The 15,934-nt window shown below is 46.0% G+C and carries 13 protein-coding genes; 8 read left to right on the forward strand and 5 right to left on the reverse strand.

What is annotated here, in order from left to right; translation table 11 throughout:
- The first annotated feature begins 45 nt into the window (after positions 1-45).
- A complete protein-coding gene (locus U9J37_RS01915; RefSeq protein WP_005471878.1) occupies positions 46-816 on the forward strand; it encodes an MlaA family lipoprotein in 771 nt (256 codons plus the stop codon).
- Between the two features lie 67 nt (positions 817-883).
- On the opposite strand, the gene U9J37_RS01920 is transcribed toward U9J37_RS01915, so the two are convergent.
- The 4 genes from U9J37_RS01920 to U9J37_RS01935 form a co-directional block, all read right to left on the reverse strand.
- A complete protein-coding gene (locus U9J37_RS01920; RefSeq protein ID WP_005471640.1) occupies positions 884-2,179 on the reverse strand; it encodes an outer membrane protein transport protein in 1,296 nt (431 codons plus the stop codon).
- Positions 2,180-2,503: 324 nt separating this feature from the next.
- Positions 2,504-3,814, reverse strand: a complete 1,311-nt coding sequence (locus U9J37_RS01925) for an outer membrane protein transport protein (RefSeq protein ID WP_005471658.1) — start codon at positions 3,812-3,814, stop codon at positions 2,504-2,506.
- A gap of 265 nt (positions 3,815-4,079) precedes the next feature.
- Positions 4,080-4,811, reverse strand: coding sequence for a DUF3379 domain-containing protein (locus tag U9J37_RS01930; RefSeq protein WP_005471609.1), 732 nt, complete (start codon positions 4,809-4,811; stop codon positions 4,080-4,082).
- Entirely contained in the window at positions 4,804-5,367 is a 564-nt protein-coding gene (locus U9J37_RS01935; RefSeq protein WP_038139014.1) for a sigma-70 family RNA polymerase sigma factor, read from the reverse strand. The genes U9J37_RS01930 and U9J37_RS01935 overlap by 8 nt, the downstream gene beginning before the upstream one ends.
- 621 nt (positions 5,368-5,988) lie before the next feature.
- Here U9J37_RS01935 and fadI point away from each other — a divergent pair.
- The 3 genes from fadI (at position 5,989) to U9J37_RS01950 (ending at position 10,065) form a co-directional block, all read left to right on the forward strand.
- Positions 5,989-7,296, forward strand: coding sequence for an acetyl-CoA C-acyltransferase FadI (gene fadI / locus U9J37_RS01940; RefSeq protein ID WP_005471619.1), 1,308 nt, complete (start codon positions 5,989-5,991; stop codon positions 7,294-7,296).
- Positions 7,296-9,419 carry a fatty acid oxidation complex subunit alpha FadJ gene (gene fadJ, locus U9J37_RS01945; protein WP_005471777.1) on the forward strand — a complete coding sequence of 708 codons (2,124 nt, stop codon included), beginning with the start codon at positions 7,296-7,298 and terminating at the stop codon, positions 9,417-9,419. Before fadI ends, fadJ begins: the two co-directional genes overlap by 1 nt.
- Before the next feature lie 97 nt (positions 9,420-9,516).
- Complete coding sequence (locus U9J37_RS01950; RefSeq protein WP_005471707.1) at positions 9,517-10,065, forward strand: NAD(P)H nitroreductase; 549 nt, start codon at positions 9,517-9,519, stop codon at positions 10,063-10,065.
- 42 nt (positions 10,066-10,107) lie between these two features.
- On the opposite strand, the gene U9J37_RS01955 is transcribed toward U9J37_RS01950, so the two are convergent.
- The gene (locus U9J37_RS01955) at positions 10,108-10,983 is read right to left on the reverse strand and encodes a LysR family transcriptional regulator (protein ID WP_038139001.1); all 876 of its coding nucleotides are present in this window, start codon (positions 10,981-10,983) and stop codon (positions 10,108-10,110) included.
- A gap of 250 nt (positions 10,984-11,233) precedes the next feature.
- Between U9J37_RS01955 and U9J37_RS01960 the strand changes: the two genes are divergently transcribed.
- The 4 genes from U9J37_RS01960 (at position 11,234) to dnaX (ending at position 15,925) form a co-directional block, all read left to right on the forward strand.
- The gene (locus U9J37_RS01960) at positions 11,234-12,334 is read left to right on the forward strand and encodes a response regulator (RefSeq protein WP_005471614.1); all 1,101 of its coding nucleotides are present in this window, start codon (positions 11,234-11,236) and stop codon (positions 12,332-12,334) included.
- 342 nt (positions 12,335-12,676) lie between these two features.
- A complete protein-coding gene (locus tag U9J37_RS01965) occupies positions 12,677-13,042 on the forward strand; it encodes a YbaN family protein (protein WP_043886846.1) in 366 nt (121 codons plus the stop codon).
- Between the two features lie 170 nt (positions 13,043-13,212).
- Entirely contained in the window at positions 13,213-13,758 is a 546-nt protein-coding gene (gene apt, locus U9J37_RS01970) for an adenine phosphoribosyltransferase (RefSeq protein WP_005471880.1), read from the forward strand.
- Positions 13,759-13,786: 28 nt separating this feature from the next.
- On the forward strand, positions 13,787-15,925 hold the full coding sequence (gene dnaX / locus U9J37_RS01975) for a DNA polymerase III subunit gamma/tau (protein ID WP_005471835.1): 2,139 nt from the start codon (positions 13,787-13,789) through the stop codon (positions 15,923-15,925).
- Positions 15,926-15,934 lie beyond the last annotated feature (9 nt).

Raw genomic sequence — 15,934 nt, forward strand, 5'->3', positions numbered from 1 at the left:
ATTAGAGGCCGGTGATTAACCGGCCTTTTTTATGGAAAAATAATAATGAAAAGCTTTACGTCTCAGATTTGGCTCGCATTGATTGCAAGCGTTCTACTTGCTGGCTGCGCAAGCGCTCCCGACACTACTGAAGAGTCTGAGTCAACGTCTTATGAATCTCATAGTAGCGATCCCATCGAAGGTTTTAACCGTGCGATGTGGAGTATTAACTACGATTATTTAGACCCTTACTTAGTTAGACCAGTGTCATTGGCCTATGTGGACTACGTTCCTGTTCCTGTCAGGCAAGGTGTGGCGAACTTCTTAAGTAATCTTGACGAGCCATCAAGCATGATCAATAACATTGTGATGGGTAATGGCGAGAAAGCAGTGGATCACTTTAATCGCTTTTGGATTAACTCTACATTTGGTTTGCTTGGGTTAATAGATGTCGCGTCTGCTGCGGGAATTACTGACCACAATGAAAAAGCATTCAGTGATGCGGTCGGTCATTATGGTGTTGGCAATGGTCCCTATGTCATGGTTCCTGGTTACGGACCTTGGACAGTTCGTGAAGCGACAGACGTGGTGGATGGCATGTATGTTCCGCTCTCTTATTTGAATATCTGGGCAGGACTAGGAAAATGGGCGTTGGAAGGAATGGAAAGCCGCGCTGCTTTAGTGCCGCAAGAGTCAATGCTGCATAACTCTCCGGATCCTTATGCGCTAACACGAGATGCGTATTTGCAACGTCAAGACTTCAAAGCGGAAATCGAAACTCAGCAGTACGATGAAGAAGAAGAAGCGTACTTAGATGAATATCTAGATGATTTTTAGTCTAACTCTGAAATAAAAAAAGGCTTGGATTGACCAAGCCTTTTTCGTTTTTGTCTTTTAGCGAGAGTTAAAACGTATAGTTGGCTTGTAGACCGATTAGCCAAACATTACCCGTTGTCTCACCCTCAAATTTACCACCGATAAGCTGAGCTTTGTCATCCGACTCATAGCCGCGAGATTCAGTGATTGATGCATCTTTAGCAAAGATGTAAGTAAAGCCGCCGTCTAGTGAGAACTGTTTAGTAAACTCGTAGCTTGCACCTAAGCTCAACCATGTGCGATCCGTTTCTGGAATCGTGATAGTACGGTTTTTATTACTCACTGCGGATGTGTCATAGGCAATACCTGTGCGTAGTGCAAGCTTTGGATCCACTTGGTAAGTTGCGCCAATTGCAAAGCGGTAGTTGTCTTTCCAGTTTTCAACTTTTACTGTCTGAGATTCTAGAGTGTCTAGATCTGCATACAGCTCTTTAAAGCTGCTCCAATCTGTCCAGTTAATACTTGCGTGCATCGCCAACTTGTCTGTCAGTTGGTGGAAACTTGCTAACTCAGCAGTTTGCGGCAAAGTAAGATCCATAGAGCCTTTGCTTTCTTCTACTTTGAAAGTTGTGGAACTAAAGATTTTTGCATCACCTTCAAGTGTAAGGTCAACCGCTGATTTATATGTAAAGCCGATACGGTGCTGATCGTTGATTTGCCACGCAGTGCCTAATTGCCAGCCCCAAGCGGTATCTTCACCTTCCATATACTTGAGAGGTGTGCCTTTCTTGACTCCCAAGAATGCGAGTGCATTTTTCTCTGGAGCTGTTGCGCCAAAGCTACCTTCGCCCATCACATAGCGAATACCGCCACCAATGCTTACCGCTTCGTTAAGTTGGTAAGCAAGGTTTAGGTTAGCTTCTTTTGTTATAATGCTTGCTTCGTTGCCAAAGTGAGAGGCAGCAAAGTCTTTGCCTAAGTCGGTTTCCATTCCGTAGTTGGTACCAAGCGCAAAGCCAATCGCAAGCTCTTCGGTGTAACGGTGAGAAATATAGAAGTTAGGAATGATTGCATCGTGAGCGAAGTCGTTTGATTTCGCTTCCATCTCATTTCCTGCGAATGTTGTTGTGCCTTTCACATCAACATTTGGGTTCACGTAGATTGCACCAACAGACACTTGAGTGCCATCAAGTTGAGTTAGCATCGCTGGGTTACGCCATTGTGCGCTTGCGTTGTCTGCCATTGCTGCTTCGCCAGCGTACGCACGGCCTAGACCTGTTGCTGAGTATTCTGCCAGTTGGAAGCCTGCAGCATTAACGGCTGCAGAGGTGCTCACTAGGCTACATGCCACTGCGAGTGATAAGAGAGTCTTGTTCGTTTTCATTATAATGTTCGCTGAGATTCGAATTAATCAGTCGGGTGATGATAAGGTTAGAGCTATTACTTTAAAAATTAAAAACAGTGTATTGCAGGTATTTGAAATTTAATTTGTCACAAATCGAATATTAAAGACTAAAACACTAAATGTTAACGCCTTGTTTTGATATTTCAGCGTACACATGTAGTGTCTGAGAGGGGTTTATCGATACACGTGTAAGCTCAGTAACCGAAAGGGGATTGGGAAAGCTTGTTGTATCAGGTGATTATTGTCGTGTAGATAGCAAAAAGGCCAGTGAACACTGGCCTTTGAAATAGAGTTTTCGTTTTATTAGAAGCTACGGCTGTATTGTAGACCTAATAGAATTGCATCTGCGTGTGTTGTCGCTTCGATCGAAGAGACTAGAGCACCAGTTGCGTCATCATACTGAGACTCTTTCACGTCTACGTCTTTACCCATTAGGTAAGTAAAGCCGAAGTCAATGTTAGACTTTGAATCTAGGTGGTAAGTGAAACCTGCAGAGAACCACTGACGATCTGAATCTGGAACCGAAATCGAAGTCACTTTATCTTGAGCGCTTGTGTCATACATGTAGCCAGCACGCAACGTCCAGTCTTGGTTTAGGTAGTAAGTACCACCCAGTGCATAGTGCATGCCCGTTTGCCACTCGTAAGTGTTTAGTTCGCCAGCTTTATCAGCTTCTAGTTTGTCAAAAACACCCCAGCCAATGTATTGAACGCTGTAGTGAACGGCAAACTTAGTGTCTTCAATACGGTGGTAGCCAGAGAACTCCGCCATATCTGGTAGCGGCATGTACAAAGTGTCGCTCTGCTCTTGACCGCCGTAGTAGATGTCGCCTTTAGCTGCTAGTGTTGGGCTGTAGCGGTATGAAAAACCAAAGCGGTTATTTTCATCAAGCTCGTAGACTGTACCTACATTGAAGCCTAGTGCAAAACCAGACGCATCGGCATCAAGCGCTTTAGCACCTGTAAGTTGCGGTTTGCCAGGAACGTTAAGTTCATTACTTAGGTTACGCTCAAGTTTACCTTGACCATAAATTAGATCTAGGCCAGCACCAACACTCCATTGTTCATTGATTCTTAGAGAACCAGCAAGACCAATGTTCATGCTTTTCACATCTGTTAGGCCTGCATATTCGCTGGCTACGTAATCATCGCTAAATTCGGTTTTGGTGCCGAAATTAGAGTAGGCGTTAATACCCCAAGCAAACGTATCGTTAACTGGAACAATTAGGTGAATATTTGGTGCAATTGAGGTATCACCCGCGTCGTCGTAGTTAGCCTCAGTTGTTGAGTAAGCAGGTACTAGGTTTGGAAGTTGAGAGAAATCAATTCCATCCATATGCGTATACTTTGCATCTTTCACTTCAATCATTGAAGTGATGCTTTCAAAACCTAAAGAAAGTTCTGTCTTGTCGAATAGCGCCATCGCTGCTGGGTTACGTGCCATAACAGAAGCATTATCTGCAATAACTGCGTCACCGGCGAATGCTCGGCCGATACCTGTTGCTGATTGAGCGTTAAGTTGGAAGCCTGCAGCGAGAGCTTGCTGCGAAGCGAGAGTTGCTGTGGTAATGGTCACTGCTAATAGTGATTTTTTAAACAGACGCGTCTTGTTCATTTGTGCTTTTTCCTTTTTGGTTCGCCTCTAGCTGGGCGATATTTTTGAGCAAAAGCTCAGTTGTGGCTGATACTAGACCCAAGTATAGGATATAGAAATCCGACCATTGGCTAATTGGAAGGGAAAATTACAGAAATGACGCCTATTTGGCAGGATTGTGCTGTAAAAAGTACTGTTTTAGAGTTTTAGCTCTATATGATGGGTAAAAAATAAGGCTCAGATAACGAATCGAGCCTTATTTTATCTGTTTGAAGATTGTTTCCTATTAACCCATAGGTTTGATGATATCTAGGATGTTTTCGGCGATTTTAGCGACATTTTCACCTTTATCGCCAACCAAAATGAGACTCACTTCGCCCATTGGTTCAATGATACCTACCATACCATCTTCCGCAAACTCAGATACGTCATTGGCGGCAATGCCTGTCAGAAACAGAGTCACTTTGCCTTTTTCGCCTCTAAACACCATATGCAGTGCATTGGACTCACCAAAACCACAGTGATTTAAGTAATATACGTGGTAAGGGAAGTGCGCACTCAATGAATGAGAAAACGGCACCATTTTCGCGTTGATTTGCGAAGATTTGACTTGTTCGTCTAGATGATTCACGAACGGCTTTTCGTCAACAACATGCTTGATCGCTGTTGATGCTAAACTCGCTTGTGCAGGAGAAACAACGATGTTTCCCCAGTTAACTTGTCCAACCAACAAGCCAGCGACAAAAGCAACTGATGCTGCCATTGCCATTGCTCGGCGGGCAAAATTAGGTCGAACGACATTATCTTCTTTAACATTCGAGGTTTGATTGAACAAAATGCGATCAGCCAGATCCTCAGGGACATCAACATTCATCGCTTTAGCGATTTGAGCATCCAGATCTAAAATCTCATCGGCGAATTTAGCGTTGGATTCACTCTCTTTTATCGCGGCGTTGAGTTCGCTATCTCTGCATTTAGGGTCGGACATGATGCGGCGACGAAATTCTAAATCATCCATTATGCTGTCCTCTTTGGTTACTCTCTGGGTCGATCATCTCTTTTAGCTGATTGCGAGCTCTGAATAAGCGTGTCATCACGGTATTCTTATTAAGATCAAGAATCTCGCTGATCTCTTCACCGCTAAAACCCCCAACAACTTGAAGAAATAGTGGCTCTCGATAATCGGTATCAAGTTTCATAATTTGTGCCTGAATCCACTCGGTCTGATGATGCGGGTCATCGCTGACCTTAGCATCGTTTCCGTGGTCATCGATATCAACCAGATCAAACTGCTTGCGCTCGAAGCGACGAGCGTTTTCTCTGCGTAATATGGTGATTAACCAAGATTTGGCGGCTTTCTCGTCTTGAAGACTATCGAGAGACTTCCACGCACGTAAACAGGTCTCTTGTACTAAATCCTCCGAGATAGTGGGATCTTTGCACAACCAATACGCGTAGCGATAGAGGTCTCTGTGATAGGCTCTCACGAGCGCTTCATATTTTCTTTGTCTGTCCATATCCGAGTTGACCGGATCGGAAGACTTTTTCTTTCCAAAAAAATTGAGAATCGACACAAGAGCCTCCCTAACTGCTCTGTGGATGAGTTTGCTGAACGTTTTTAACGTGCGTTCAACCTGTCTCGTTGGAATCAAAATCCAGCAAGCGATGGGTTACTGCTTCTATTTTATACAATGTGCGCCTTCTAGGAGCGCCTTCAACAATTTCGTTGCAACATAAATGCTATTGAGCTTTAGAAACTCACCTAAAATTGATCTATTTCAAAATCTACCGTCTCACAGCGGTTATAGTAACACCTGTCATCTAGTCAGTGTTTCACTGACATGTTGAGCAAGATGACACTTCCTTTTGAAGGCTGACTTTACTTTCTCCTAATCAGGAAACTGATTATTTCAATTGGCGTAAGTTAATTGCTTTATACATTCCGACCACACAGTTTTGTGTGGTTTTTTTTTGCCTCTAGATTCGCCAAATACCTATTGATGTGGTCTTTGATTCAAAAGTCTAACAACATCTTGATAATATTTATATAAATAGCCGTTATTGTTTTCTCTTTTCGCAAAGTCTATGCGACCACTTTTCTATTCTAAATCACGTTTATTCAAACGATCGTTTGATTGTGTTAACAATCTCGTTACAATGACGTGGTCAGACCTCTTAATATCCAAGGAGAAACAATGGGCAAGCAGGAAGTGAAAACCCGCTCTGGTGAGCGCGTTGCAATTGTCGCTGGTTTGCGTACCCCTTTTGCGCGTCAAAGCACTGAGTTCAGCAAAGTGCCAGCTGTTGACCTAGGCAAAATGGTAGTAAGCGAAATGATGGCGCGGACAGAGATCGACCCAAAATTGATCGATCAAGTTGTGTTTGGTCAAGTGGTTCAAATGCCTGAAGCACCGAATATCGCACGTGAAATTGTGCTCGGAACGGGCATGGACATTAACACTGATGCCTACAGCGTGACGCGAGCATGTGCAACGAGCTTTCAGTCTGCGGTCAATGTTGCGGAAAGCATCATGTCTGGGACTATTGATGTCGGTATTGCTGGCGGGGCAGATTCTTCCTCGGTATTGCCTATTGGTGTCTCCAAAAAGTTGGCTGCGAACCTATTAGCACTGAGTAAAACCAAAACAGTTGGCCAAAAACTCAAGATTCTAAAAAGCCTCTCCCTGAAAGATTTAATGCCCGTTCCACCGGCGGTGGCTGAATACTCAACAGGCTTATCGATGGGCCAGACCGCAGAGCAAATGGCCAAATCACACGGCATTTCTCGTCAAGAGCAAGATGCTTTAGCGCACCGTTCTCACACGTTAGCGGCTCAGGCATGGCAAGAAGGCAAGATTGAAGGCGAGGTGATGACCGCGTTCCCAGAACCATATAAGAAGTGGATCTCGCAAGACAACAATATTCGTTATGACTCGACGCTGGAAGGGTATGCGAAGTTGCGTCCGGCTTTTGATAGACAGTACGGCAGTGTGACCGCAGCAAACAGTACACCGCTGACTGATGGCGCCGCAGCAATCATGCTGATGCGTGAAGGGAAAGCAAAAGAGCTCGGCCTAGACATTATGGGCTATATCCGTTCTTACGCTTTTTCTGCGATTGGCGTTGAAACGGATATGCTGATGGGGCCGTCATTCGCAACGCCTATGGCGCTAGAGCGAGCGGGAATTGAGCTTTCGGATCTTACCTTGATGGACATGCATGAAGCCTTTGCTGCTCAAGCGCTTTCAAACGTGAAAATGTTTGCTAGCGATGCATTTGCACAACAACACCTTGGCCGCTCTAAAGCAATTGGTGAAATCGACATGGATAAGTTCAACGTCCTTGGCGGTTCTATCGCCTATGGCCACCCCTTCGCTGCAACGGGCGCACGAATGATTACCCAAACATTACGAGAGCTAAAACGCCGCGGTGGCGGTTTGGCGCTGAACACAGCGTGTGCGGCAGGTGGTCTTGGTGCAGCTATGATTTTGGAGGTTGAGTAATGAGCGAGCAGAAAGCATTTAAGCTACACATTGATGAAAATGACTTCGCTTGGTTGGCGATAGACGTCCCAGGCGAAAAGATGAATACGCTTCAAGCGGCTTTTGCTGAAGAAATGGAAGACGTGTTTGCTCAACTTGATGAGAAAAAATCCTCCATTAAAGGATTGATCGTACACTCATTGAAGCCAGACAATTTTGTCGCTGGCGCTGACGTTCGAATGTTAGATGCATGTACAACGGCAGCAGAAGCACAGGCATTGGCTGAGAAAGGCCAGCAAATGTTCCAACATCTTTCGGATTTGCCTTATCCCGTTGTTGCCGCGATCCACGGACCTTGTTTGGGTGGTGGTTTGGAGCTGGCACTCGCGTGTGACTACCGAGTATGTACTGACTCCGATAAAACTCGCCTAGGGCTGCCAGAAGTGCAGCTTGGATTACTGCCCGGTTCAGGTGGCACGCAACGTCTGCCTCGTTTGATTGGTTTACTGCCGTCGCTAGATTTGATCTTAACCGGTAAGCAGCTTCGCGCCAAGAAAGCGAAAAAGCTCGGTGTCGTAGATGCTGTAGTGCCTGAGACCATCTTGCTGGATGTGGCGAAAAGCTTTGTTGAAAAGAACGCGGGCAAAAGCAAAGGCAAGCGTAAAGTATCGACCAAAGAGAAACTTATCTCAAACACCGGTCTTGGACGTAAGGTGATCTTTGATCAAGCGGCAAAGAAAACATTCGAGAAAACTCGCGGAAACTACCCAGCCGCAGACGCCATCTTAGAAGTGATTCGCTACGGTTTAGAGAAAGGCTTCGAGCAGGGCCAGAAGAAAGAAGCTGAGCGTTTTGCTGAGCTTGTGATGACCTCTGAATCTAAGGCGCTACGTTCAATCTTCTTTGCAACAACAGAGATGAAAAAAGAGAACGGCAGTGACGCAGAGCCGTTATCTGTCAAGCGAGCGGCCGTATTAGGCGGTGGTTTGATGGGCGCGGGGATTAGCCATGTCAGCGTAGCTAAAGCGAAAGTGCCGGTGCGCATCAAAGATGTCTCAGAAGATGGGGTATTGAATGCGTTGAAGTACAACTACAAGTTGTTCGAAACTCAGCGCAAGCGCCGTATTATCTCGAAAGCTCAATTGCAATCGAAGATGTTACAGCTTTCTGGCGGGACAGATTTCACCAGCTTCAACCATACCGACATTGTGATCGAAGCGGTGTTCGAAGATCTCGACCTCAAGCAGAAAATGGTCGCAGATATCGAAGAGAATGCTAAAGATAGCACCATTTTCGCAACAAATACGTCGTCACTTCCAATCGGGCAGATTGCCGAGAAAGCGCAGCGACCTGAAAACGTTGTCGGCCTGCATTACTTCAGCCCAGTTGAAAAAATGCCACTGGTGGAAGTGATTCCGCACGAGGGAACATCGGACGAAACGGTATCGACGGTTGTGGAATTTGCTCGCAAACAAGGCAAAACGCCAATTGTTGTCAAAGACTGCGCGGGTTTTTATGTCAACCGCATTCTTGCCCCTTACATGAACGAAGCGGCGCAAGTTTTGATGTCTGGTGAGCCGATTGGACACCTAGATAAAGCGCTGCTCAACTTCGGCTTCCCCGTTGGACCAATTACTTTGCTTGACGAAGTCGGCGTTGATATTGGCGCGAAGATTATGCCTATCTTGGTCAATGAGCTTGGTGAGCGATTTAAAGGGCCAGACGTATTCGATACGCTTTTGAATGATGGTCGTAAAGGGCGTAAAAGCGGTAAAGGTTTTTACACCTACAAGGGCAAAAAGAAGGAAGTCGACAAGTCTGTCTACAAATTGCTTGGACTGAGCCCAGAATCCAAGATGGCGCAAGAAGAGATGGCGATGCGATGTGTGCTACCTATGCTCAATGAAGCCGTTCGCTGTTTGGATGAAGGTATTATTCGCAGCCCTCGTGACGGTGATATTGGTGCCATTTTTGGTATCGGATTCCCACCATTCTTGGGCGGTCCTTTCCGCTACATGGACCAAATCGGCGTGAAGAAACTGGTCGAGATCATGAATCAACACGCGGAGAAATACGGTGATCGATTTGCACCTTGCGATGGCCTACTGACGCGAGCAGGGCTAGATAAACCGTTCTACGAGTAATTTCATGTAACAGGCATAGGCGAACCATAAGGTTCGCCTTTTTTCTATTTGAGAGTTATTATCAAGAAAAACAAGAAGTAAAGCTTAAGGATTTCAAATGGACGCTTTAGAACTATTGCTCAACCGTCGCTCAATTGCCAAATTGTCAGCGCCAGCTCCTGAAGGGAGAGCGCTAGAAAACATCATACGCGCCGGTTTGCGAGCACCTGATCACGCGGGCTTAACGCCGTGGAGATTTGTGATTTCACAAGGGTCTGGGCTAAACAAACTATCGGACATTCTGGTGAAAGCGGCGGTAGAAGATAAGAGTGACGACACTGTCATTGAAAAGGTGAAAAACGCACCGTTTCGAGCTCCGATGGTGATCACTGTGATTGCGAAAGTGACCGAACATGAAAAAGTGCCCGCCTTTGAGCAACATTTGTCTGCGGGTTGTGCCGTTCAAGCAATGCAAATGGCGGCTGTGGCGCAGGGTTTTCAGGCGTTTTGGCGCTCAGGGAAATGGATGTTCCATTCAGCCGTGCACAAGGCATTTGGTTTAGAGGGAGAGGATGAAATCGTCGGCTTCCTTTACCTAGGCACTCCAGGGTGTACGCCAATGAAGGTGCCAGAGCGCGACCTGAGTAAATTCGTTGAATATTTGTAATCAAATCAAAAAGAGCTTGGTCATACCAAGCTCTTTTTTTTGTCAGTGGATGTTGTAGGCGATAACAAAATCGATGAACAGGCGCACTTTTTCTGGCAGATGATCTTTATGGTTGTAAAGCATATAGATATCGCGAGGGTTTGCGCTCCAGTCTTCGAGAACTCGTACCAAACTACCGTCGTCGATGAACTCTTTTAGCATCACATCAGGCATCAAAGTGATACCTAAGCCGTCACTGCAAGCGCTACGAACTACATTAAGTGCGTTGGCTTGAAAGCGACCTTTGTCATTGTTAACCACTGTTTCACCGTTTTGGTTAGACAGTTGCCACTTTAACAGTGGGGCGCCTTTCAACAGGCTGTGATTGTGTAACTCTTCTGCGTGTTTTGGTGCAGGGTTCGTTTTTAAATATTCTGGACTCGCAACCAAAATATCTTCCACCGAGTTAATTTTTCGAGCGATCAAGCTGGAATCTCGTTGAGGGCCGACTCGGAAGATCACGTCCCATTCCGTTGGATCAAGTTGTTCTGAATGGTTACTTGTTGTCAGCTCCAGATTGATATCTGGGTATTGTTTCATGAAGTCGTTAAACATTGGCATCATCATACGCTTGGTTAAGTTTGATGGCGCCGTTATACGAATCTTACCTGCAGCACCGCGACATTCATCGGAGATCTCTTCTGCGGTGAGCGTCAATCGGTCTAGCAGCGGTGAACATTCGCTGTAAAAGCGCTCTCCCGCCTCTGTCAGGGAAAGTTTACGCGCGTGCCTATTCAGTAGACGCAGGTTTAGAGAATCCTCCAAAGCCTGTATGCGTCGAGTAATCGTTGCAACAGGGATCATAGTTTTTCGGGAAGTCGCGGTGTAGCTCCCATTTTCGACCACAAGCCTGAACAAGTTGAGATCATCTAATTTCATTTTAGTAGACACATTTTTTTACGAATCTGGTTAATTTATATCTATATCAAATGTCAAAGGTTGAGACATATCAACATCTTTATCGATATTTGATATTCCATACATATAGTATGCAACCCAGAGCAAAAGTGGAAGATTTGTATAAACAGCCGTTCGTGACTACTTTTAAAGGGCGTTTGAAACAAAGGTCACTAGACCGAATAACAATAATAAACACGTTGTACTTTATAGTTGTGTGAGGCAAAGGTTTATGTATAAAACAGTTGAAGTTGCACCAAGCGATACTCCCAATATTGCCCCTGGTGAAAAACTTGTCATGTTGGTTGACGATGATCCTATCTTCCGTCGCATCACGTCGGGCTTCTTGCTATCTCAAGGATACAAAGTCGTCGAGGCTGAGAACGGATTAGACGGTTTAAGGAAGCTTAAGAGCGCAGAGCCAGACATCATCATGTGCGATCTTGCCATGCCAGTACTCGATGGCATCGAGTTTGTAGAAGAGGTGAGCTTGGAGTATCCATCGCTGCCTTTGATTGTGGTGTCTGCGACAGACGATATGGCCGATGTTGCAAAAGCGCTTCGTTACGGAATAAAGGATTTCTTGCCCAAGCCGATTGGCAATTACGAGCATTTGATGTGCGCGATTGAGAATACCTTAGACGACTCGGACAATCATTTGAGTGACCAACGCGATTTTGCAAGCCAATGGTTCCGTGTTGATAGTGGGGATGTGCCCGAAGAGCAAGAGCTGCATTGGCATCTTGAGTTCTTGCAAGAAAATCGCAGTGCCGCCAAAGATTTGCTTCACGCCCTGCTTCCTGATCGGGATACCTCGCAAGGGGACTGGAAGTGCAGTTACCGCATTTTGCAGTCTACCGACGTGATGCCTATCGTGTTTGATTACGCTTGGTTAATGAACGGACAGTTTGCGTTTTATATCGTTGATTCAGCAAGTGAAGGTGAGCACGGTGCTGCAACCACACTCTTGATTCGTGCCTTGTTCCATGACTATTTACGTAACCTCAAGTGTTTCAACGCCGATTTAAAAGACATCGCCTATTTGCTGGAGAAGGGAATCAAGTGCTCGCAATGCTCTACGCCAGTTAAAGCCTTGTTTGGCGTTGCAGACCTCTCTGAAGGGACGCTATCTATTTTACCCGCTGGTCTTGATTGCCAGTGGTCAAATGGTTATATCTCTCAACATATTCAGCCCGGGGTTACGCTTGGCGATAACTGCGTTAAGAACTTTATCACCAACGAGTTGCCGATTCAGTCTGCTTGTCAGATTGCCCTTAGTTGCTTGGGATCGAGTAGCTTTACCTTAGATATCTATCGTGGTGGCAGTGCTTAAGCGCTGCTCGCCTCAAGTCATAAAATCTTAATAACCCTGTTTTTACTCGGTGTTTCCAGAACACAGAATAGGGTATAGTCCGCCGAAACAAAAAAAGCCCATAGTGTTAACCCTTATTTCACTTGGTCTTAAATAAATCGTCACCTACATCAGAGAAGTAATCCATGGCAGACAAAGATTTTAAAGAACCTTATAATATCTTTTACTTTTTAGGTTTTATTGCAGTCCTACTTATCCCTACACTTCCAGCTACTTTGACTTGGATTCGTGTACTTAACGGATACGCGGGCTTCTAAATTTTTCTAGGGGCATGCCATCAGTATTCGCAGACTTAGCTTAAATATTGTTGGTATCCTGAGTTTGTGCCTGGGCATTCTGGGCATATTCCTACCTTTGTTACCGACCACGCCCTTCATTTTACTTTCTAGCGCTTGCTTTATGCGCAGCAGTCCTCGATTTCATCGGTGGTTGCACCAACACAAAACCTTTGGACCAATATTAGACAATTGGCATAACCACAAAGCGGTTACCACCAAGGTCAAAACCCGAGGTGCCGTTTATATTTTGCTGAGCTTCAGTTTCTCAATATGGTTTGTTCCCCATTTTTGGCTAAAAATTATGCTAGTGATCATGCTGGTGGCACTTCTGGTTTGGTTTATTCGGTTGCCTGTGATTGAGCGCCTTGCTGACGAGCAAGAAAATCACTAAGATTGCAAGGAAGCGTGCCCACCTTCGAGTGGGCGTTTGTTTTTTAGGCACAAACCTTTTAGTCAGCATGTTGAATAGATTCAGCAATGCATTGTGCAGAGAACCCACGCTATTGCTTGAAAATACTAATTATATAAACCGACAAGCCTAGCCAATCTAAGTAATGAATTATGACAACTGAAACACTCCAACTGATCAAATCTAGTATTAAAAGCATTCAAGACTACCCGAAACCAGGCATTCTATTTCGCGATGTCACTAGCTTGATGGAAGATCCAGCGGCGTACCGCGCAACCATCAAACTTCTGGTGGAAAAGTACCAATCGATGGGATTCACTAAAGTCGTGGGCACCGAAGCACGAGGCTTCTTATTTGGCGCGCCTTTAGCACTAGAGCTTGGTGTTGGTTTCGTTCCTGTTCGTAAACCTGGCAAATTGCCACGTGAAACTGTCGCTCAATCTTATGAACTTGAGTACGGTACTGACACACTAGAAATTCACACAGACGCGATCAAAGAAGGCGACAAAGTCCTTGTGGTTGATGACCTACTGGCAACAGGCGGCACAATCGAAGCGACGACTAAACTGATTCGTCAGCTTGGTGGTGTGGTAGAGCACGCGGCGTTTGTGATCAATCTTCCTGAAATTGGCGGAGACAAGCGTCTTGAGGGCCTAGGTCTTAATGTTTACAGCATCTGTGAATTTGAAGGTCACTAATCGGGTAAGTTATTAATAGGTTTAATTCATGAGTTATCTTGCCTTAGCGCGAAAATGGCGTCCGACAAAATTTACGGAAGTTGTCGGTCAAAGCCATGTCTTAACAGCACTCGAAAATGCGTTAGCCCAGAATCGACTGCATCACGCGTATCTATTTAGCGGTACGCGAGGAGTCGGCAAGACGACAATCGGTCGTTTGTTTGCCAAAGGGTTAAACTGTGAAACAGGCATTACCTCGACGCCATGTGGTCAATGTGCCACTTGTAAAGAAATCGATGAAGGTCGCTTTGTTGATTTGCTAGAGATTGATGCTGCGTCGCGCACAAAGGTCGAAGATACTCGTGAATTGCTGGACAACGTTCAGTACAAACCGGCTCGCGGTCGATTCAAAGTTTACCTCATCGATGAAGTTCATATGCTCTCGCGCCATAGTTTCAATGCGTTATTAAAAACGCTTGAAGAGCCACCAGAGTATGTGAAGTTTTTGCTCGCGACCACGGATCCTCAAAAACTACCAGTGACAATATTGTCTCGCTGTTTACAGTTCCATCTGAAGCCAATCAGTGTGGATACTATACATGAGCAGCTAGACCACATTTTAGCTAAAGAGCAAGTGACCAGTGAGGCTCGTGCTCTTGGTATGATCGCACACGCTGCGGATGGCAGTATGCGTGATGCACTCAGTTTGACCGATCAAGCTATCGCACTTGGTAATGGTACTGTGTTAACTGATAGCGTTGCCCACATGTTGGGAACGCTAGATACGGATCAGGCACTGCATTTACTTGAAGCCATCAGTTCCAAACAGCCACAACAAGCAATGGAGATGGTGACCCAGCTCGCGCAAAACGGGGTAGAGTGGGATGGGTTGCTGCAACAGCTTGCGACCCAACTGCATCGTATGGCGATGTTCCAAGCGTTGCCTTCAACGCTAGACAAAGCGCAGCCTGACGCTGAAAAAATAGAGCTGCTTAGCCGAGCGCTCTCTCCGCAAGATGTGCAGTTGTACTACCAAATTGCGTTGAAAGGTCGTCAAGATCTGCCGTTAGCACCGTCGGAGCGAATTGGCTTAGAGATGGTTGTGCTGCGCATGATGGCATTTAGACCCGCTTCTCAGCCGCAAGCAAACGCAATTTCAACCGCACCTGAGGTCAGCCCTGCGCCAGTTGCTAGTGCGCCGCAGGCAACGTCACAACCTCAACCTGCTCCGACTCCCCAAAGCGCGATGACTGAGCAAAGCCCTTCAGCGCCAATGCCGCACACTCAGCCATCGGTGCCAGATCAAGGTTATGACGCTCCACCTCCGGGCTATATGAATGAGCCAGTGCAATACGATGCTCCGCCAATGTATGATGATGCTCCAATGCAAGGGCATGCTCCTTCTCAAAGCGCGCCTCAACAGCGTCCACCTGCACAGTCAGAGCAGCCGCCTACGAGCAGAGGAACATCAGCGATAAGCGGATTGCGCCATCAACTGCGATCTCAGCGTAAAGGTTTGACACCAAATCCTGACGCATCAGGAAACGCGCCAAAAAAGGCTAGAGCGGCATCTGCTAAACCAGATTCTGTGCTCGACCGTGTTGCTCAAAAGCACGGTGGAGCATCGCAGGTGTCGCCTTTGTCAAACCCACAATCGACTGCAACACCTGTAGAAGAGAATGAGCCTTATCGCTGGAAACCAACTCTACCGCAAAAAGAGCAGCAGAAAACTGAGCTCACACCGACACAGTTAAAGAAAGCCCTAGAGCATGAAAAAACACCAGAAATGATACAGAAGCTGGTGGTTGAGAGCTTAGAGCAAAGTGATTGGGCGTCATTGATCAGCAAGTTAGAGACCGCCAAATTGACTGAGCAGCTCGCGCTGAACTCGCATTTTGAGCGCAGTGGTTCTTCTATTTCATTGACGCTACGACCAGAACAGGCGCACCTGAACACCGACCGCGCACAGAGCGAACTGCTTCAGGCGCTCAATAGCGTATTGGGTGAAGAGTGCCACTTGAGCGTGGAAGTGGGCGATAAGGGGGAAACTCCGTTAGAATTAAGAGACAAACTTTATCAGGGTAAATTGCAGCAAGCATTCACCAGCCTAGAAAATGATGAACACGTTCGCTTTATCGAGCGACGTTTCGCGGCTGAACTTGATAAAGAGAGTGTACGACCAATTTAATTGTCGGGG

Source organism: Vibrio sp. 16 (genome assembly GCF_963681195.1).
In the GTDB taxonomy this organism is placed as follows: domain Bacteria; phylum Pseudomonadota; class Gammaproteobacteria; order Enterobacterales; family Vibrionaceae; genus Vibrio; species Vibrio sinaloensis_D.